Annotated in this window: 18 protein-coding genes and 1 pseudogene; 8 read left to right on the top strand and 11 right to left on the bottom strand. The window is 71.2% G+C overall.

Features of this window, described 5'->3' with window-relative positions; all coding sequences use genetic code 11:
- Positions 1-10 precede the first annotated feature (10 nt).
- The 5 genes from kdpB to J2W21_RS16530 form a co-directional block, all read right to left on the bottom strand.
- Complete coding sequence (kdpB, locus tag J2W21_RS16550) at positions 11-2,134, bottom strand: potassium-transporting ATPase subunit KdpB (protein ID WP_307115614.1); 2,124 nt, start codon at positions 2,132-2,134, stop codon at positions 11-13.
- Positions 2,131-3,771 carry a potassium-transporting ATPase subunit KdpA gene (kdpA, locus tag J2W21_RS16545; protein WP_307115613.1) on the bottom strand — a complete coding sequence of 547 codons (1,641 nt, stop codon included), beginning with the start codon at positions 3,769-3,771 and terminating at the stop codon, positions 2,131-2,133. Before kdpA ends, kdpB begins: the two co-directional genes overlap by 4 nt.
- A gap of 3 nt (positions 3,772-3,774) precedes the next feature.
- Positions 3,775-3,873, bottom strand: a complete 99-nt coding sequence (locus J2W21_RS16540) for a potassium-transporting ATPase subunit F (protein WP_307115612.1) — start codon at positions 3,871-3,873, stop codon at positions 3,775-3,777.
- A gap of 239 nt (positions 3,874-4,112) precedes the next feature.
- Complete coding sequence (locus J2W21_RS16535) at positions 4,113-5,768, bottom strand: GAF domain-containing sensor histidine kinase (protein WP_307115611.1); 1,656 nt, start codon at positions 5,766-5,768, stop codon at positions 4,113-4,115.
- 161 nt (positions 5,769-5,929) lie between these two features.
- Positions 5,930-6,436, bottom strand: a complete 507-nt coding sequence (locus J2W21_RS16530) for a MarR family winged helix-turn-helix transcriptional regulator (protein WP_307115610.1) — start codon at positions 6,434-6,436, stop codon at positions 5,930-5,932.
- Between the two features lie 149 nt (positions 6,437-6,585).
- Between J2W21_RS16530 and J2W21_RS16525 the strand changes: the two genes are divergently transcribed.
- The 6 genes from J2W21_RS16525 to J2W21_RS16500 all read left to right on the top strand — a co-directional run bounded on the left by J2W21_RS16525 (position 6,586) and on the right by J2W21_RS16500 (position 14,836).
- Positions 6,586-6,828: a hypothetical protein gene (locus tag J2W21_RS16525; RefSeq protein ID WP_307115609.1), complete on the top strand. Its 243-nt coding sequence runs from the start codon at positions 6,586-6,588 to the stop codon at positions 6,826-6,828.
- Positions 6,825-7,526, top strand: coding sequence for a sigma-70 family RNA polymerase sigma factor (locus J2W21_RS16520; protein WP_307115608.1), 702 nt, complete (start codon positions 6,825-6,827; stop codon positions 7,524-7,526). Before J2W21_RS16525 ends, J2W21_RS16520 begins: the two co-directional genes overlap by 4 nt.
- 121 nt (positions 7,527-7,647) lie before the next feature.
- Positions 7,648-9,858, top strand: coding sequence for a glycogen debranching protein GlgX (gene glgX / locus J2W21_RS16515; protein WP_307115607.1), 2,211 nt, complete (start codon positions 7,648-7,650; stop codon positions 9,856-9,858).
- Between the two features lie 24 nt (positions 9,859-9,882).
- The gene (gene treY, locus J2W21_RS16510; RefSeq protein WP_307115606.1) at positions 9,883-12,321 is read left to right on the top strand and encodes a malto-oligosyltrehalose synthase; all 2,439 of its coding nucleotides are present in this window, start codon (positions 9,883-9,885) and stop codon (positions 12,319-12,321) included.
- Positions 12,314-14,164, top strand: coding sequence for a malto-oligosyltrehalose trehalohydrolase (treZ, locus tag J2W21_RS16505; RefSeq protein ID WP_307115605.1), 1,851 nt, complete (start codon positions 12,314-12,316; stop codon positions 14,162-14,164). The genes treY and treZ overlap by 8 nt, the downstream gene beginning before the upstream one ends.
- Before the next feature lie 72 nt (positions 14,165-14,236).
- Positions 14,237-14,836: a PRC-barrel domain-containing protein gene (locus J2W21_RS16500; protein WP_307115604.1), complete on the top strand. Its 600-nt coding sequence runs from the start codon at positions 14,237-14,239 to the stop codon at positions 14,834-14,836.
- 70 nt (positions 14,837-14,906) lie between these two features.
- Here the strand turns inward: J2W21_RS16500 and J2W21_RS16495 are convergent, their stop codons facing one another.
- The 3 genes from J2W21_RS16495 to J2W21_RS16485 all read right to left on the bottom strand — a co-directional run bounded on the left by J2W21_RS16495 (position 14,907) and on the right by J2W21_RS16485 (position 16,210).
- Entirely contained in the window at positions 14,907-15,308 is a 402-nt protein-coding gene (locus J2W21_RS16495) for a hypothetical protein (RefSeq protein WP_307115603.1), read from the bottom strand.
- A gap of 55 nt (positions 15,309-15,363) precedes the next feature.
- Positions 15,364-15,723, bottom strand: coding sequence for a J domain-containing protein (locus tag J2W21_RS16490; RefSeq protein ID WP_307115602.1), 360 nt, complete (start codon positions 15,721-15,723; stop codon positions 15,364-15,366).
- 64 nt (positions 15,724-15,787) lie between these two features.
- Positions 15,788-16,210, bottom strand: a complete 423-nt coding sequence (locus J2W21_RS16485; protein WP_307115601.1) for an Hsp20/alpha crystallin family protein — start codon at positions 16,208-16,210, stop codon at positions 15,788-15,790.
- A gap of 138 nt (positions 16,211-16,348) precedes the next feature.
- Here J2W21_RS16485 and J2W21_RS16480 point away from each other — a divergent pair, with 138 nt between their 5' ends.
- Positions 16,349-16,666 carry a MerR family transcriptional regulator gene (locus J2W21_RS16480; protein WP_307115600.1) on the top strand — a complete coding sequence of 106 codons (318 nt, stop codon included), beginning with the start codon at positions 16,349-16,351 and terminating at the stop codon, positions 16,664-16,666.
- 151 nt (positions 16,667-16,817) lie between these two features.
- On the opposite strand, the gene J2W21_RS16475 is transcribed toward J2W21_RS16480, so the two are convergent.
- Positions 16,818-17,081 (bottom strand): GlsB/YeaQ/YmgE family stress response membrane protein, encoded by a 264-nt coding sequence (locus J2W21_RS16475; protein WP_307115599.1) that lies wholly within the window; start codon positions 17,079-17,081, stop codon positions 16,818-16,820.
- Positions 17,082-17,266: 185 nt separating this feature from the next.
- Here J2W21_RS16475 and J2W21_RS16470 point away from each other — a divergent pair, with 185 nt between their 5' ends.
- On the top strand, positions 17,267-18,163 hold the full coding sequence (locus tag J2W21_RS16470) for a diacylglycerol/lipid kinase family protein (protein ID WP_307115598.1): 897 nt from the start codon (positions 17,267-17,269) through the stop codon (positions 18,161-18,163).
- 9 nt (positions 18,164-18,172) lie between these two features.
- Here the strand turns inward: J2W21_RS16470 and J2W21_RS16465 are convergent.
- Positions 18,173-18,766 (bottom strand): annotated as a pseudogene (locus J2W21_RS16465) (recombinase family protein).
- A gap of 379 nt (positions 18,767-19,145) precedes the next feature.
- Positions 19,146-19,425, bottom strand: a 280-nt coding sequence (locus J2W21_RS16460) for a hypothetical protein (protein WP_307115597.1), incomplete at its 5' end; no start/stop codon positions are given.

Here is a 19,425-nt window from a genome sequence, read left to right as displayed (position 1 = left end):
CGTGGTCCTCCTAGTGGAGCCCCGGCACGACGGCCAGGAGCAGGTCGATGATCTTGATGCCGATGAACGGGGCGATGATCCCGCCGACCCCATAGATGAGCAGGTTCCGGCGCAGGGCCTGCTGGGCGCTCACCGCCCGGTAGCGCACCCCGCGGAGGGCCAGGGGCACGAGCAGCACGATGATGATCGCGTTGAAGACCACCGCGGCCAGGATGGCGCTCTTCGGGCTCGTCAGGCCCATGATGTTCAGCACGCCCAGGCCCGGGAAGACGGCCACGAACAGGGCGGGGATGATGGCGAAGTACTTCGCGACGTCGTTCGCCACCGAGAACGTGGTCAGCGAGCCGCGGGTGATGAGCAGCTGCTTGCCGATCGCCACGACGTCGATGAGCTTGGTGGGGTCCGAGTCGAGGTCCACCATGTTGGCGGCCTCCTTCGCGGCCTGGGTGCCGGAGTTCATCGCCACGCCCACGTCCGCGGCTGCGAGGGCCGGGGCGTCGTTGGTGCCGTCGCCGGTCATGGCCACGAGCTGGCCGGCCTTCTGCTCGGCCCGGATGCGGGTGAGCTTGTCCTCCGGCGTGGCCTCGGCCAGGTAGTCGTCCACGCCGGCCTCCTTGGCGATCGCGGCCGCGGTGAGCCGGTTGTCGCCGGTGATCATGACCGTGCGGATGCCCATCCGGCGCAGGGCGGCGAAGCGGTCGGCGATGCCGGGCTTGACCACGTCGGCGAGGTGGACGGTGCCCAGCACGCGCGGCCGTCCGCCGTCGTCCGTCGCCACCACCAGCGGGGTGCCGCCGCCGCCCGCGATCGCATCGACGTCGTCGCGTACCCCGGGCGGGACGTCGCCGCCGAGCTCGCGGACCCAGCGCGCCACGGCGGAGGCGGCGCCCTTGCGGTAGCGACGGCCGCCGTCGTCGAGGCCGCTCATGCGGGTCATCGCCGTGAACTCCACCGCCATCACCTGGCCGTCCCGCAGGCGGAACAGCTCGTCCAGGCCCGGACCGGCCGCGCCGCGCTCGCCGGCGAGGTCCACGATCGAGCGGCCCTCCGGGGTCTCGTCCGCGAGGGAGGACAGCCGGGCGGCCTCGATGAACTCGCCCTCGGGCACGCCGGGGGCGGGGAGGAAGTCCACGGCGCGGCGGTTGCCGAACGTGATGGTGCCGGTCTTGTCCAGCAGGAGCGTGGTGATGTCCCCGGCGGTCTCCACCGCGCGGCCGCTCGTGGCCAGGACGTTGTGGCGGACCAGGCGGTCCATCCCCGCGATGCCGATCGCCGGCACGAGCGCGCCGATCGTCGTGGGGATCAGGCACACGAGCAGGGCCACGAGCACCACGGGGGAGGGGACAGCGCCGGCGAGGGCCGCGAACGGCACGAGCACCACGGTCACGACGAGGAAGATGATGGTCAGGGCCACGAGGAGGACGTGCAGGGCGATCTCGTTCGGGGTCTTCTGCCGCTCCGCGCCCTCGACGAGCGCGATCATGCGGTCGATGAACGTCTGCCCGGGGTCCGCCGTGATCCGGACGACGATGCGGTCCGAGATGACCTTGGTCCCGCCCGTGACGGCCGAGCGGTCGCCGCCGGACTCGCGGATCACCGGCGCGGACTCGCCCGTGATCGCGGACTCGTCCACCATGGCCAGGCCCTCGACGATCTCGCCGTCCGAGGGGATCACGTCCCCCGCCTCGCAGACCACGAGGTCGCCCTTGCGCAGGTCCGGGGCGGGGATGCTCTCCTCGGTGGCCCCGCGGAGCCGGCGGGCCACGAGCCCCTGGCGGCCGGCGCGCAGGCTGTCCGCCTGGGCCTTGCCGCGGCCCTCGGCGAGGGCCTCGGAGAAGTTCGCGAACAGCACAGTCAGGAGCAGCCAGACGGTGATGACGACGCTGAACACGACGTCGGGGCTCGCCTGGACGATCTGCACGATGCACGCGACCGCGGAGACCGCGGTGCCCAGGAGGACGGTGAACATGACCGGCGAGTGGCGCATCTGGCGCGGGTCCAGCTTGGCGAAGGACTCGGGGACCGCGGCGAGGATGAGGCGCCGGTCGAAGGCCTTGCGGCGCTTGTAGGCGTGGCCGGACAGCTCCGTGACCCGTGGCGCGGGCGTGTGGACCGGGGTTCGGGTGGTGGTCATCGGATGGTTCCCTCTGCGATGGGCCCCAGCGCGAGCGCCGGGAAGTAGTTCAGGGCCGTGAACAGGACGGTGACGGTGCCGAGCAGGCCGGCGAAGAGCGGCCCGTAGGTGGCCAGGGTGCCGGGCGAGGGCGGGATCGGCTCCTGCACCGCGAAGCTCCCGGCGAGGGCGAGGACCAGGACCATGGGCAGCACGCGCCCCACCCACATGGCCACGACCAGGAGCGAGGACATGAGCGGGTCCGAGGACGTGATGCCGCCGAACGCCGAGCCGTTGTTGTTCGCGCCCGAGGTGAACGCGTACAGCAGCTCGCTGAACTGGTGCGGGCCCTGGGCCGGGGCGTCCGCCACCGCGGACGGGGCCACGACCGCGGCCCCGGTGAGCACGAGCACGAGGACCGGGGTCACGAGCAGGTACAGGGCCGCGAGCGTCATGTGCCGGGCCTGGACCTTCTTGCCCAGGTACTCCGGCGTCCGGCCGACCATGAGGCCGCCGAGGAACACCGCGACGACGGCGAGCACGAGCATGCCGTACAGGCCCGAGCCCACCCCGCCGGGGGCGACCTCGCCGAGCATCATGTCGAACATCGCCATGCCGCCGGCCAGGGGCGGCAGCGAGTCGTGCGCGGCGTCGACCGCTCCGGTCGAGGTCAGGGTCGTCGCCGTCGCGAAGATTCCGCTCGCGGCCGGCCCGAAGCGCTGCTCGAGGCCCTCGCCGAGGTTCGGCCAGGCCGCGACGGCCCAGGCCATGAGGCCGGTCGCGAGAAGCCAGAGGGAGCCCATGACCGCCAGGATCGTGTAGCCCTGCCTCCGGCTGCCGACCAGGCGTCCGAACGTGTACGGCAGGGAGAAGGGGATCGCGAGGAGGAGGAAGACCTCGAAGACGTTCGTGAAGGCGTTGGGGTTCTCGAACGGGTGGGCGGAGTTCGCGTTGAAGTAGCCGCCCCCGTTGGTGCCGAGCTCCTTGATGGCCTCCTGGCTCGCCACGGGCCCGGCGGGGATGGTCTGCGCCGCGCCCGTGAGCGTGTTGTGGACCTCGGTGGGCCAGAAGCCCTGCACCACGCCGGCCGCGACGAGGACCACGGCGGCGACAGCGGCGAGCGGGAGCAGGACCCGGAACGTGATCCGCGTCAGGTCCACCCAGAAGTTCCCCAGCGAGTCGGTGCCCTTGCGGACGAACCCGCGCACGAGGGCGAAGGCGACCGCGATCCCGACCGCCGCGGAGACGAAGTTCTGCACGGCGAGGAAGGCCATCTGCACCACGGACCCGAGCGTGGACTCCGGCACGTAGGCCTGCCAGTTGGTGTTGGTGATGAAGGAGACCGCCGTGTTCATCGCGACCCACGGGTCCACCCCGGGCAGCTGGCCGCCCGAGAGCAGCGGCTGGAGCCGCTGGGCCGTGTAGAGCAGGATCACGCCCGCCACGGAGAAGGCCACGACGCCGCGCGCATAGGCCTTCCAGGTCTGCTCGCTGTCCGGGGCCACCCCGGCGGCACGGTAGATCCACCGCTCGAAGCGGAGGTGGCGAGGGCCCTCAGCGACCGCGGCGAGGTAGGCGCCCAGGGGCCGGTGCACCGCGGCGAGGGCGACAGCCAGGATCGCCACCAGGGTGAGGAAGGTCAGGATGCTGAACTGCACGGCCTACCTCCCGCCGGGGCGGAAGAGCTGGTCCACGAGGTAGACGCACAGGCCCAGGGCCAGCAGGCCCAGCAGCGTCCACGAGATGAGGTCGCCGCTCATGTCCTGTCCACCAACTTCGCCAGCGCGGACACGGACCACACCACGAGGCCCGCGAGCACCAGAAAGATCGCCACGACGGCCAGATCGGCCATGACCATGCCCCTTCCGCGGGCCGCACCGTGCGGCCCTGCGGCACCAGTGAAACTCCGGGCCGTGGGCCGGGAAGGGGATCTTGACCCTTTCCTGACGGCTCCCGAGCGGTTCTTTGCGGGGCCTTTACAGCCCGGGGTGGGGCGCGGTCACGAAGCCTCGTCGGGCATCGTGCTCCAGATGACCCGCGTTCCCTGCCCCCGGCTGCTCTCGACGCTGCTGGTCCCGCCCAGGGAGATCGCCCTGCGGCGGATGTTGGCGAGCCCGCTGGTCCGTTCCGGGTTGTCGAATCCGTGCCCGTCGTCCTCGACCACGACCCTCACCCCGGCGTCGGCCACGGTGATGGCCACGGTGACGTGGCCCCCTCCGGAGTGCTTCGCGGCGTTGCTCACGGCCTCGGTCACCACGGCCAGGACCTGCCGGGCAATGGGGGAGGGGAGGCTGCTCATGCGGCCTTCGACGTTGACGGTCGGGACCATGGAGCTGTCCCGGAGGGGTTCGTGGACCGCCTTGAACAGTGCCTGGCCGAGATCCTCGGTGCCCGTGTGCTGGGCCTGGAGCGAGTAGATGGTGGAGCGGAGCTCGCGGATGCTGTCGTCGAGCTCCTCAGTCAGCCTGTTGATGCGGGCCTCGGCCGCCGGGCCCGTGGTGAAGTGGCGCAGGCTCTGCACGCTCAGGCCGGCGGCGAACAGGCGTTGGATGACCAGATCGTGCAGGTCCTGGGCGATCCGGTCGCGGTCGACTGAGAGCAGCGCCTCCTCGCGCTGGCGGTGGGCAACGTTCAGCTCGAGGGCCAACCCCACGTGGGAGCCGAAGGCCGCCCCGTAGTCGTGGTCCGCCTGGGAGAAGGCCCTGCCGCCCGCCTGGTGCGCCAGCAGGAGAAGCCGGTTGTCCTCGGTGGGGCGATGCCCCAGCGGGATCGCCAGGACCTGCCCGAGCTTCTCCGCGGCCCCGGGGCCGAAGACCTCCTCGGGATTGCGCAGGACGGCGGGACGCGACTGCTCGGACGCAGTGCGCAGGGTCTCGGAGAGGTGCAGGCTCTCACCGGCAGCCAGGGCCACGGCTCCGACTGCGGCCCGGACCTTGAGGGCTCCGTCCTGCGCGTGCGCGATGACCGCAAGGAGGCAGCCCGAGGCCGCAAGGGCGTGCTCGGCGACGAGGGCGAGGTCGTCCGTGGAGGTGGGGGAGTTCTCCATGATGAGGGTCTCGGAGGTCTCGATGCCGGCCTCGAGCCAGCGCTGGCTCCGGCGGCTCTCCTCGTAGAGGCGCGCGTTCTGGATGGCGACACCTGCCGCGGCCGCCAAGGTCGAGGCCAGTTCCTCGTCCTCGTCCGTGAACGGCTCGCCGTCCTCCTTCTCGATGAGGTACAGGTTCCCGAACACCGTCTCCCGCATGCGGATCGGGACGCCCAGGAAGTGCAGCGGCGGCTCGTCCTCGGCCGTGCCCTCCGCGAGCGGGTGCAGCTCCAGGTCCCGGAGCCGGTCCGGCTGCGAGTCCCCGACCGGTTCGTTCAGGGCACCGTGGCCGATCAGCCGGGCGGCGTCCTCGTCGGGGCCCACCGTGATGAACTCGCTGAGCAGGCCCTTGTCGTCGAGCACGCCGATGGCCGCCGAGCGGGTCCCCACCAGATCCGCGGCGGACTGCGCCACGCTCTCGAGCACGGAGGGCAGGCTGAGGTCCTCCGTCATCGACACGATCGCGCCCATGAGGTTGTTCATGTGGCCCTGGACCCGCAGCAGTTCCTGGGCTCGCTCGATGAAGTCGCTGAGCAGTTCTTGGGCCTTCCGAGGCCACCGGTGAGGCATGAGCGCATCCTCCTTGACACGGACATCTCGGTCAGGGCACGCTGCTCGACCCGCGCGGCCCTGACTACCGAATCCGGGCCCCGCCCTCTGATTCTGTTCGAGTCCTTGCGGAGAAGCAATCACCTGTCATGGTTATGGCGCCACGCCGCCGGGGGACGGCGTCAGGCGTGCTTGGCCGGCTCGATCTGGTCCACGGCGGCGCGGATGCCCTCGAGGAAGCCGATCACCGTCTCTGCCTCGTCCTCGCTGAGCGCGCCGGCGGCGGCGATCATCCGCTCGTGCATAGCGCCCAGGGTCTTGCGGACCTCCTCGTCCGAGCCCGGGGTGGGCCGGAGCACGAGGGCGCGGCGGTCGGTGGGGTGGGGCTCGCGGCGCACGTGGCCGCTGCGGACCAGTCGGTCGATCAGGCTCGTCATCGACGCGGAGGTGATGCCCAGGCGCACGGCGAGGTCCTTCGGGCTGAGCTGCTGACCGCGGGATTCCGCCTCGAGGAGATATCGCAGCGCGAGGAGGTCAGTCTCGCCCATGGACATGGAGTCCCGGGTGCGGCGCCGCATGGCCGATTCAGCGGCCTTGTAGTCGCGCAGCGCGTTGAGCACGCGGACGGCGCGCGTCTTCTGCGCGGTGTCCTGCTCGTACCAATAGCCAGCGGCGTGGCGCGTCTGCATGCCGACCTTCCCGAGATACCTAGTTCATCTAGTAATCAATCATAGCGTCACTATCTGTTTCCCCGTGCGCCTCGACTTCACTCCTAGCTTGATATATAACTAGCTAGCCTAGCTACTAATCAACGAGCCTAGCTACGAAGGAGACCAGCATGCTGCTCGATCCCATCGCCCCAGCCGAGGCCGCGGCCACCCCGTTCGGCGCCCCCGCCCACTGCCAGGAGCCCATGCGGCTCGCGCCCTCTGCCGGCGCCTCCGGTGCACAGGGGGAGGGGGCCCCGCTCGACTGGCGCTGCCGCTGCGGCTTCCGCCTCGACGCCGGCCTCGTGCCGCTTCCGTTCCCCGGTTCGTTCGGCTTCTCCGGTTCGTACGACGCCGGGCTGGTGGCCTCGTGATCGCGGCCCACCTCGCGCTCGAGCACCTCTCCGTGGCCGACGCCGTCGCGGCCCGCCATCGCTACCCGGGCCACGACCCCGAGGACCTGAAGCAGGTGGCCCGGATGGGGCTCGTCATGGCCGCCAACCGGTACGACGAGAGCCACGGCAACGGGTTCGCCGCCTACGCTGTGGCCACGATCACCGGGGTCATCAAGCACCACGTCCGGGACACTTCCTGGGCAGTGCGCCCTCCCCGCCAGATCCAGGAGCTGCGCCTCGAGGTCAACGCAGCCCGCCGCCGGCTCTCCCAGGAGCTCGGCCACGAGCCCACCGAGGAGGAGCTCGCCCGCGAGACCGGCGTGAGCGCCGAGCGGGTCGCCGAGGCCCAGACCGCCAACGCGGCCCTCGCCGCCGTGCCCATCCACCCGGTGGACCCGGACGACGGCCAGCCCGCCCACGCCTGGTCCGTGCTCTCCACCGTCGAGGAGGGCTACGAGCAGGTCGAGACGCGCGAGGTGCTGCTCAGCCTGCTCGCCGGCCTCAGCGCGGAGGAGCGGCGCCTCCTCGCGCTGCGCTTCGTGGACGAGATGAGCCAGAGCGAGATCGCCAAGGTGATCGGGGTCAGCCAGATGCAGGTCTCCCGGCTGCTGCGCCGGGTCCTCGACCGGGTTCGGCGCCGGGCGGCCGAGGAGACCTTCCGCGAGGCCATCGCCTGACGCCGCGGGGCCACCGCCCGAAGATGTGTCACACGCACCCCGCGTGGATAAAGGTCACCTAGACTTCGCGGGGGATGCCCCCACCCGGCCTGATTGGGCCGCACAGCAAGGAGCTTGCACCATGGAGAAGGACATCTGGCCGGGTACGGCCTACCCCCTCGGCGCCACGTTCGACGGCACCGGCACCAACTTCGCGATCTTCAGCGAAGCCGCCGAGAAGGTCGAGCTGTGCCTGTTCGACGAGGAGCGCAACGAGCAGCGCTTCACGCTGACCGAGGTGGACGGGTTCGTGTGGCACTGCTACCTGCCGCACGTCCAGCCCGGCCAGCTGTACGGCTACCGGGTCCACGGCGGCTACGACCCCGGCACGGGCCAGCGCTGCAACCCCAACAAGCTCCTGCTCGACCCCTACGCCAAGGCCGTGATGGGCCAGCCGGACTGGGCCCAGCCGCTCTTCTCCTACAACTTCGGCGACCCGAACAGCCGCAACGACGAGGACTCCGCGCCGCACATGATGCTCGGCGTGGTCACGAGCCCCTTCTTCGACTGGCAGGGCGACTCCCAGCTGCGCGTGCCGTACCACCGCACCGTGGTCTACGAGGCCCACGTCAAGGGGCTCACCGAGCAGCATCCCGAGGTTCCCGAGGAGCTGCGGGGAACGTACGCGGGCGTGGCCCACCCCGCCGTCGTCAATCACCTCACCAAGCTCGGGGTGACCGCCCTCGAGCTCATGCCCGTGCACCAGTTCGTGGACGACAGCACGCTGCAGGACAAGGGCCTGCACAACTACTGGGGCTACAACACCATCGGCTTCTTCGCCCCGCACGCCGGCTACGCCTCGAGCGGGGACACCGGCCAGCAGGTGCAGGAGTTCAAGGCCATGGTGCGCACCCTGCACCGCGCCGGCATCGAGGTGATCCTCGACGTGGTCTACAACCACACCGCAGAGGGCAACCACCTGGGCCCCACGCTGTCCTTCCGCGGCATCGACAACGGCGCCTACTACCGCCTCGTCGAGGACGACCTGCAGTACTACATGGACTACACGGGCACCGGCAACTCCCTCAACGTCCGCCACCCCCACTCGCTGCAGCTCATCATGGACTCGCTGCGGTACTGGGTCACGGAGATGCACGTGGACGGGTTCCGGTTCGACCTCGCCGCGACCCTGGCCCGCGAGTTCTACGACGTGGACAAGCTGTCCACGTTCTTCGAGCTCATCCAGCAGGACCCGGTGGTCTCCCAGGTCAAGCTCATCGCCGAGCCCTGGGACGTGGGTCCCGGCGGCTACCAGGTGGGCAACTTCCCGCCGCAGTGGACGGAGTGGAACGGCAAGTACCGCGACACGGTCCGGGACTTCTGGCGCGGCGAGCCCTCCACCTTGGGCGAGTTCGCCTCCCGCCTCACCGGTTCCGCGGACCTGTACGAGAACAGCGGCCGGCGCCCCGTGGCCTCGGTCAACTTCGTCACGGCGCACGACGGCTTCACCCTGCGCGACCTCGTCTCCTACAACGAGAAGCACAACGACGCCAACGGCGAGGACAACAACGACGGCGAGAGCCACAACCGCTCCTGGAACTGCGGCGCCGAGGGCCCCACGGACGATCCTGCGGTGCTCGAGATGCGCGCCCGCCAGCAGCGCAACTTCATCGCCACCCTCCTGCTCTCCCAGGGCGTGCCCATGCTCGCCCACGGCGACGAGCTGGGCCGCACCCAGCAGGGCAACAACAACGTCTACTGCCAGGACAACGAGCTCTCCTGGATCGACTGGGCCAGCGCGGACAACCCGCTCGTGGAGTTCACCGCCGCCGTGACCCGGCTGCGCGCCGAGCACCCGACCTTCCGCCGCAGCCGCTTCTTCGACGGCCGGCCGGTGCGCCGCGGCGAGGGGCAGCCCCTGCCGGATATCGAGTGGCTCGGCACCGAGGGCGCGCCCATGGTCCCCGAGGACTGGGACGAGGCCCTGGGCCGCAGCGTGGGCGTGTTCCTCAACGGGCACGGCATCCACGGCCAGGACATGTACGGCCAGTCGATCACGGACTCGCACTTCCTCCTGTACTTCAACGCGGACGACTCCGACGTGGACTTCTGCCTCCCCGGGCAGGAGTACGCCCCCGGCTGGGACGTGCTGCTGGACACCTCGGGCCAGTCCGCGGGGGAGAAGGAGATCAAGGCCGAGGCGATCCTCACGGTGCCCGCCAAGAGCCTCGCCGTGCTGCGGGCCCACGAGAACCACGAGGAGGAAGTGGACCACTCAGTGGCAGCGTCCCTGGCCGCCCAGGCCGGCTCCGCCACCACGAACCAGCCGTCCATCAGCACCGCCGGCCAGTAGCCCCAGGCCCAGCGAAGGAGCCCCGTGAAGACCCCCGCCTCGACCTACCGCCTCCAGATCCGCCCCGAGTTCACGCTGGACGACGCCGCGCGGCTCGTGCCGTACCTGTCCTCCCTCGGCGTGGACTGGCTCTACCTCTCCCCGCTGCTGGAGTCGGTGGGCGCCTCCGAGCACGGCTACGACGTCTCGGACCTCTCCCGGGTGGACCGGGAGCGGGGCGGGCGCGAGGCGCTCGAGCGGGTCGCCGCGGCCGCGCACGGGGCGGGCATGGGGATCCTCGTGGACATCGTGCCGAACCACCTCGGGGTGGAGGTCCCCGAGGAGACCCCCTGGTGGTGGGACCTGCTGCGCGAGGGCCGCGGCTCCCGCTACGCCGAGGCCTTCGACGTCGACTGGGACGCCGGGGACGGGAAGGTGCTCCTGCCCGTCCTCGGCTCCGCCGAGGACCTCGGCCTGCTCAAGGTCGAGGGCGAGAGGCTCTGGTACTACGAGCACTCCTACCCCCTCGCCCCCGGCACGTACGCCGACGGCGACTCGGCGGAGGCCGTGCACGAGCGCCAGCACTACCGGCTCGTCCCGTGGCGCGAGGCCGACGACCGCCTGAACTACCGCCGCTTCTTCGCCGTCAACACCCTCGCGGGCGTGCGGGTCGAGGTGCCGTGGGTGTTCGAGGAGAGCCACGCCGAGGTGCGCCGCTGGGTGGAGGCCGGGCTCGTGGACGGGCTCCGGATCGACCACCCGGACGGGCTCCGCGACCCGGCCGAGTACCTCGAGCGGCTCCGCGAGCTCTCGGGCGGCGCGTACACGCTCGTGGAGAAGATCCTCGAACCCGGCGAGGCGCTCCCCGCCGACTTCCCGTGCGAGGGCACCACGGGCTACGACGCCCTCGGGCTCGTGGACCGCGTCCTCGTCGACCCGGCGGGGGAGGAGCCACTCACGGCCCTGGACACCCGGCTGCGGGGCGAGGCCGCCGACTACGCGGACATGATCCACGGGACCAAGCGCTGGATGGCGGACGGGCTGCTGCACGCCGAGATCCTCCGCCTGGCCCGCCTCGCCGCCGCCCCGGCGGTTGAGCGAAGCGAAGGGGAGTCGCAACTCCTGGACGTCCTCGCCGACGCCCTCGCGGAGGTCGCCGCGCACTTCCCGGTGTACCGCACCTATTTCAGGGACATGACCCCTCAGCGCAGGGACGTGACCCCTCAACGCGGGGACATGACCCCTCAACCCGGGGACATGACCCCTCACGGGGGCGGGGGAGGGGAGCACGATTCCGCCGTCCTCGCCGAGGCGTGCCGCGCCGCAGCCGCCCAGCGCCCCGACCTCGCCGCGACCATCGAGGCCCTCGAGCCCCGCCTCGCGGACCCCGCCGAGGAGCTGTGCCGCAGGTTCCAGCAGACCACCGGCATGATCATGGCCAAGGCGGTCGAGGACACCGCCTTCTACCGCTACACCCGCCTCGGCACCCTCACCGAGGTCGGCGGCGACCCGACGGCATTCTCGCTGGCGCCCGGCGAGTTCCACGCCGAGCTCGCCGAGCGGGAGCGCCACCTCGCGCAATCGATGACCACGCTCACCACGCACGACACCAAGCGCAGCGAGGACACCCGCGCCCGCATCACCGTGCTCTCCGAGCTCGCCGACGAGTGGGCCGAGACGCTCCCGCGCCTGCTCGAGGCCGCACCGCTCGAGGACGGCCCGCTCGCCAACCTCCTGTGGCAGGCCATCGTCGGCGCCTGGCCGGCGGAGGAGGACCGCCTCGTCCAGTACGCGGAGAAGGCCGCCCGCGAAGCGGGGGTGCACACGCTCTGGACCGACCAGGACGAGGCGTTCGAGGACGCCGTCCGCCGCCTCGTGCACGCCGCCGTGGACCCCGGGAACCGGGCCCACACGATCATCTCCGCGTTCGCCGAGCGGGTCGCCCCCTTCGGGGCCTCTAACGCCCTCTCCGCCAAGCTGCTCCAGCTGGCCATGCCCGGCGTCCCGGACGTGTACCAGGGCACCGAGTTCTGGGACCGCTCCCTGTGCGACCCGGACAACCGGCGCGAGGTCGACTTCGCCGCGCGCGCCGACGCCCTCGCCGCGCTCGACTCGGGCATGCCCGTGCTCGGCCCGCTCGCCGAGGAGGCCAAGCTCCTCGTCGTCTCGCGCACCCTGCGGCTGCGCCGAGACCGGCCCGAGCTCTTCGCCGGCTATGCCCCGATCGAGGCGGACGGCCCCGCGGCCGAGCACCTGGTCGGCTTCCGGCGCGGGGAGCGCGGCGCGGCCGTGCTCGCCACGCGGCTCCCCGCCGGGCTCGAGCAGGCCGGCGGCTGGGGCACGACGACGGTCCGGCTCGCCCGGGCGGCCCGGGACGCGTTCACCGGCCGGTTCTTCGAGGCCGGCGACGTACTGGTGGGCGAGGTGCTCGGCACGCTGCCGGTGGCGCTCCTCGTCCCTGAGGAGGAGGACCACCATGCCTGAGCGGGACGCAGCAGCGGAGCCCACGGTGGTGGAGCGGAGCGGAGCGGAGTCGAAACCCGCCTCCGTCTGGGCCCCCATCCCGTCCCGGGTCGAGCTGGTCCTGGGCGGGGAGCGGCTGCCCCTGGAGGATGCAGGCGCCGGGTGGTGGGCGCCGTCGTCCGCCGACGCCGAGAGGGTGGCGTCCGCGCTCGCCGCGGGCGAGCGCTACGGCTACGTCCTCGACGGCGAGGGCCCCTTCCCGGACCCGCGCTCGCGCCGCCAGCCCGAGGGCGTGCACGAGCTCTCCGCCGGGTTCGACCCCTCCCGGCACGCCTGGTCCGATCGCGGCTGGACCGGGCGCGAGCTCGCCGGCTCCGTCGTGTACGAGCTGCACCTCGGCACGTTCACCCCCGAGGGGACGCTCGACGCCGCCGCGGCGCGCCTGCCCTACCTGGCCGAGCTGGGCGTCGGGTTCGTGGAGCCCCTGCCCGTCAACGCGTTCAACGGCCCGTACAACTGGGGCTACGACGGCGTGCTCTGGTACGCCGTCCAGGAGCAGTACGGCGGCCCCGAGGCCTACCAGCGCTTCGTCGATGCCGCACACGCCGCCGGGATCGGCGTGATCCAGGACGTGGTCTACAACCACCTCGGCCCCAGCGGCAACTACCTGCCCAAGTTCGGGCCCTACATGCTCTCCGGCGCCGCGACCGGCTGGGGCGACGCAGTCAACCTCGACGGCCCCGGCTCGGACGAGGTCCGCGCGTTCATCCTCGGCAACGCCCGCATGTGGCTGGACGACTACCGCGTGGACGGGCTCCGGCTCGACGCCGTGCACGCCTTCCAGGACCACCGCGCCCTGACCCTGCTCGAGGAGCTCGAGGACCTGGCCGAGTCCGTGGGCCGGGAGACGGGGCGCCGCAAGGTCCTCGTGGCCGAGTCCGACCTCAATGACCCGCGTCTGGTCAACCCGCGCCGCGCCGGCGGCTACGGGCTCGGCGGCCAGTGGGACGACGACGTGCACCACGCCCTCCACGTGGCCCTGACCGGCGAGGCTGACGGCTACTACGAGGACTTCGCCGACCCGGACGCCCTCGCCAAGGTGATCCTGGGCGGCTTCTACCACGACGGCAGCTACTCGAGCTTCCGCGGCCGGCACCACGGCCGGCCGCTCGACCCCGACATCGTGCACCCCTCCCAGCTCGTGGTCTGCACCCAGAACCACGACCAGGTGGGAAACCGCGCCGTGGGCGACCGGCCCACCGCCGCGCTCGGCTGGGACGCGAAGGCGGTCGAGGCCGTGCTCGCGCTCACCACCCCGTTCACCCCCATGCTCTTCATGGGCCAGGAGTACGGGGCCACCACTCCGTGGCAGTTCTTCACCTCCCACCCCGAGCCGGAGCTCGCCGAGGCCACCGCCAAGGGCCGGCTCTCCGAGTTCGAGCGCATGGGCTGGGACCCCGACCTCGTGCCCGACCCGCAGGACCCCGCGACCAGGGAGCGCTCCATGCTGGACTGGTCGGAGGCGCAGACGCACGACGGCGCCCGCCTCCTCGCGCTCTACCGGCGCCTCATCGAGGTGCGCGCCGAGCTGCCCGGGCTGTGGTCCGGGCGGCTGGACGAGACCGAGGTGCTCGCCGGCGGCGGGGACGGCCCCGGGGAGGGCGGGGCGCGGTGGATCTCGTGGCGGCGCCCCGGGGCCATCGTGTGCGTCGGCTTCGGCCTCGGTCCGGCCGAGGTGCCGCTGCCCGCGGGCTTCGCCGGCGCCGCGGCCGTGGCCACCGATCCCGCGTGCGCCGTGGTGGCCACCGGCTCCGGCGACGCCGTGCGCCTGCCGGGCCTCGCCGCCGTCGTCCTCTCTGCCTGAAAGCCGTTGCCCCGCCGCGCCAGTGGGTAAGTACCGGTGGACACAGTCCACTGACCTTCAGGAGGAACGGCCATGATCACACGCGAGGAGCTCGAGAGGCTCAGGCGCGGCAGCGGGGACGTCGTGGGGCAGGACGGGGAGAAGATCGGGCGGATCGGCGAGCTGTACGTCGACGACGAGACGGACGACCCCACGTGGGTCACGGTGAAGACCGGCCTCTTCGGCCTCAAGGAGTCCTTCGTTCCCATGCGGGGGGCGACCGTGCGCGGCGACGACCTCGTGGTCCCGTGCACCAAGGACCAGGTCAAGGAGGCGCCGCGCATCGACCCCGACGGGCACCTCGAGCCCGGCGAGGAGGACCGCCTCTACCGGCACTACGGCGCAGCGGGCTCCCGGGGCCCCGCCGCGGGCGCAGCGGGCTTGAGGGTCATGACCGCGGACGAGAACCTGGACCCGGTCAAGGGCGACACCGGCTCGGTGTTCGACGAGGGCGGCTCGGCCTACGGGGCCGGCAGCGAATCCGGAGGGCTCGCCGGCATGGACGACGAGCCGGCCGAGGGCGCCAGCGAGGTGTCCGCGGGCAGGGGCGCGCCCGGGGCCGAGCGGCAGGGCAACGTGGGCCCCAAGGAGACCAGCGACATCCCCGGGGTCCACGACAAGCGCCGGGCCTGAACGTCGGGCCTGGCCGCCGGCGCCGTGCATCAGGCGCTGGTGCAGCGGTGCCGTGCATTAGGCGCTGGCGTCAGGTCCCGTAGATGAAGGACTCCGCGTGCGCCACCGCCTTGTGGAAGGAGTCGTTGCGCAGGGCGGCGGCGTCCCGGCTCGCGACGGTGCCGTTGGCCACCGCCTCGATGTAGCTCGACAGGCCCGGGGGCCGCAGCACCCAGATGCCCCCGGCCGGCGGGAGGTAGAACACGGCGAACGAGCGCGCCGTCGGATCGTCCTCCCACACCGGCACCACGGCCACCGCCGCGCCCGTGTCCACGTTGATCCACTGGGCGCGCGGGCGCGGCTGGTCATTCTCGAACACGCTGGGATCCAGGAACGGGGCCGTCCCTTCGCCCCACTTCTCCTCGAACCTCTCGTGGAACACGGGGAACAGCGTGGTGTCGTAGCGGCGCCAGCCGCTGTGCTCTGGGCTCACGGCCCCTCCTTCACGGGCAACGGGCTTCACGGGCAACGGGTCAGAAGGCCCCGCCTCAGCGGAACCAGCGGAAGAGGAACCACAGGAGGTCCTCCTCCCTCAGCGGCTCGTCCATCGGCGTCCTCGGGGCGAGCCACACGGGGCGGCGCGGCGGCGGCTGCGCCCACAGGACGGTCTCGGCGCGCTCCAGCGCAGCGTCGTAGGCGGCCCGGCGGTCGTCGCGGCCGAGCACTGCGTACGCGTCCATCACCTCCTTGAGCCGTTCGCTGTCGTGCTCGGAGACCGGGCTGCGCCCTCCAGGGCCGCCGCCGTCGGGGTGCAGCTCGCGGACGAGCCGCCGGTAGGCTGCGCGGATCTCCTGCCGGCTCGCCGTCCGGTCAACCCCGAGCACCTCGTAGAAGTCCCTCGCACGCATGGCAGCCTCCGTACGGTGGAGGCCGGGTCCCCGGCCGGGCTGCGGCCCGGCCGGGGACGGACCCTCAGGCCGCGATCTCCTTCTTCGACGAGTTCGTGGAGACCGTGATCTTGCGCGGCTTCGCCTGCTCGGCCACGGGGATGCGCAGCGTCAGCACGCCGTCGGCGTAGCTCGCGGTGACCTTCCCGGTGTCCAGGGCGTCGCCGAGGATCAGCTCGCGGCCGAACGTGCCGGACGGGCGCTCCGCCGCCACGATCTCGGCCCCGTCCGGGCGGTGCGACGTCCGCTCCGCCCGCACTGCCAGGACGTTCCGCTCGACGTCGACGTCGATCGTCTCCGGGTCCACGCCCGGCAGGTCGAACTCGACCACGAACTCGCCGTCCTCGCGCCAGGCCTCCATCGGCATGGTCGTGGGCCTGGATGCGGTACCGAAGACCTGCTCCGTCAGGCGGTCGAGCTCACGGAATGGATCGGTTCGCATCAGCATCTCTGCCACCTCCAGATGTTCGATATCGGGTTGCCAAACAATTCCTCGGTAGGACGATCCCCCATGGATCTGTCTCTACAGACACAGATATAGTGGGTCGCAACGAAGAGATCAAGACCTTGGCGGAAGGAAGGTGGCATGGCACGCGAGCGGCGCTCCTCGGAGGGGGTCTACGCGATCTCGGTGGCCGCCGAGCTCTCCGGCATGGCCCTCTCGAGCCTGCGCCTGTACGAGCGCAAGGGCCTCCTGACGCCCTCCCGCACCGACGGCGGCACGCGCCGCTACAGCGAGGACGACGTCGAGCGGCTGGCCCGCATCGCCGGCCTCGTCGAGGCGGGGCTCACCATCGAGGGCATCCGGCTCGTGCTCGAGCTCGAGGACGAGAACGCACGGCTCCGGCGCGAGCTGGACAGCCTGCGCTCCGCCGGCCGCCGCGGCGGGGCCGGCCGCGCCTGAGCGGTCCGAGCGGGAGGCGAGGGGCCGGCGTCGAGCGCCCCCACAACGAAGCTGGGAGCCACCTCCTGACGGTCGATGTGTTCACAACGACCCGCAGAAGGTGACTCCCAGAAGGTGAGTACCAGAAGGTGAGTACCAGAAGGTGGGGCAGTCAGGCGCGGCGCTTGGCGAGTGCCCCCCAGATGAGCAGGACGATGAGCGACCCGACGATCGCGGTCACCCAGGTGCGGATCTCGAAGAAGCTGCCGAGCGTGTTTCCGCCGAAGATCAGCCCTCCGATCCATCCGCCGAGGATGGCGCCGACGACGCCGAGGAGGAGGGTCACGAGCCAGCCGCCGCCCTGCTTGCCCGGCAGGATGGCCTTGGCGATGGCCCCAGCGATGAGTCCGAGGATGAGGAACCCGAAAAATCCCATGTCAACTCCTTGTGTGGTGCGACCATGTTCGATTTCTTCGCTTGCGGTGGAAGCCAAGCTGAGTCTGTAGTAGCACGGCCGCCGCGCCGGGTCACGGCGCGCGGGCGCGCCGTTGCCGCATCTTTACCGGGGAACGGTTCGGTAACGTTGTCCGTCAGACAACGCAGAGGATGAAGGGGGCTTCCATGGAGGCGCTGATCGTGAATCCCGTCAAGCAGGGCGCGGAGGCGGTCGTGGAGTCCTTCCGTGCGCGCTGCTCCGCACACGGGGCGGAACCGCTCGTGCTCGAGACCACCGTCGAGGACCCGGGCGCCGGCATGGCGCGCGAGGCCCTCGAGAAGGGGGCCGAGCTCGTGGTGGTGGCCGGCGGGGACGGCACCGTCCGCGCCGCGGCCGGCGCGCTCGCCGGCACGGGCACCCCGCTCGGAGTGGTGCCGCTCGGCACCGGCAACCTCCTGGCCCGCAACCTCGGGCTGCCCATCGACGACGCCGAGCAGGCCCTCGACACCGCCCTGGGCGGCGCGGAGCGGCGCATCGACGTGGCCTGGGCCAGGATGGACGACGGCGACGAGCTCGCCTTCGTGGTCATGGCCGGACTCGGCCTCGACGCCACCGTCATGGCCAACACCGACGACGACCTCAAGGCCAAGGCCGGGTGGTTCGCCTACGTGGTCTCCGCGGCGCAGAACATCGTGGGGGAGTCCCATCGGATCCGGGTCGAGGTGGACGGCGACCTGGCCATGGACCGCCGGCAGCGCGGCGTCATGATCGGAAACTGCGGCCGCATCCAGGGCAACGTCGAGGTCTTCCCCGGCGCCAAGGTGGACGACGGCATCCTGAACGTCCTGGCCGTGGCCCCCAGCGGCGTCCGCGGCTGGTTCCGGGTGGTGGGAGCCCTGCTGAGCCGCTTCCGGCGCCACTCGCCGCCGGACCTCGGGCACTTCGAGGGCAAGCGCGTCCGGCTCGCCAGCGCCCACCCGCACGACATCCAGCTCGACGGGGACCACCTCGGCAAGGGCACTGTGTTCACCGCACGCGTCGACCAGGGTGCGCTCACGGTGCGGGCCCCGCAGGGGGCCTAGGGGCCGAGGTCATAGCCGAACCTTCACCGTGGGCTTGGTGCGGCGGTGTTCTTCGCGGTAGACAGTGGTGCGGGAGACGCTGAACAGTTCGGCGAGTTCGGCTTGGGTGAAGCGGTGGCTATCCACGAGCTCGTACAGGTGTGCCCGCTGGGTGCGGCTGAGCTTGGGCTGCTTGCCCTTGAGCTTGCCCTCGCGCGGGCCGCGGCCATGCCTTCCTTGGTGCGCATTCGGATCAGGTCTGTTTCGAATTCGGCGACCATGCCGAGGACGTTGAACAGCAGCTTTCCGACCGGGTCATTCGGGTTGTAGAGGCTGCCGCCCAGGCTGAGCACGACCCCTTTGCCGTGAGCTCGTCGGCGATGTCTCTCGCGTCCGCAGCGACCGGGCGAGCCGATCGAGCTTGGTGACGACGAATGTGTCGCCTGCCCTGACCGAGGCCAGGGCTTCCCGTAGCCCCGGTCGCGCCCGGTTGGTTCCGGTGAGGCCGTGGTCCACGAGGATGAGTTCCTCTGCAACGCCGAGCCGCACGAGGTCGTCGCGTTGGGCGGTGAGGTCCTGTTCTGCGGTCGAGACTCGCGCATAGCCGACCTTGATGCCATCCATCGTCTGCCTCCAAAGAGTCGTTGTCAGCGGTCTTCTTGACCGCAGGACGATCTTCTGCTGACGATCGATTGAGCCAAGCGGACCAGGCGGCAAGAAGGAGGGGCGCGGCTGCGGGATGGAAGGGACCTAGACGCAGGCACCAGACGCGCGCCCGTCACCTGGATCGCTCGTGGCGCCACGCACATGGGTTGCTGGGGAGCAACGACCAAACTCGCGACCTCCCGTGGTCAGACGCAGATCGGCTGCATCGGTCTGGTCGTCGTCAGCCTCGGCATCATAGGTTTCGGAATAGCGATCGCAATCCTGCCGATGGGCGCTGATGAGTTGCTCTACCGCGCCGACGGACTCGCCTCGGTGCGAGCGCTGGGCGTGGATCGCTCTATGGTTCTACCGGGTCTATTCGGACCATCCATCTGATCTCCGAGCTGCCATCGGGCAAAGACGACATCCACCAGGTCGTATCGTTGCCCTCGCCCTGCTCGGGCTGCTCCTGCCTGCGCGGGCATTCTTCCCGCCGCACCCGGCCGGCGTCCGCTTGTGGATCGGCTTGCGAACGCCGCGGAATGTCGTCGGCGCTCGAAAACTGGGCAGTAGCGGCGCTCGAAAAGTGAACACTCGACGATTGGAGAGTGATCACTTTGGAGGACTGGGCGTTGATC

It is taken from the genome of Sinomonas atrocyanea, assembly GCF_030811715.1.
Lineage (GTDB): Bacteria > Actinomycetota > Actinomycetes > Actinomycetales > Micrococcaceae > Sinomonas > Sinomonas atrocyanea_A.
Note: the sequence above shows the minus strand (reverse complement) of the source record. Positions and strands in the feature narration are given on the sequence as shown.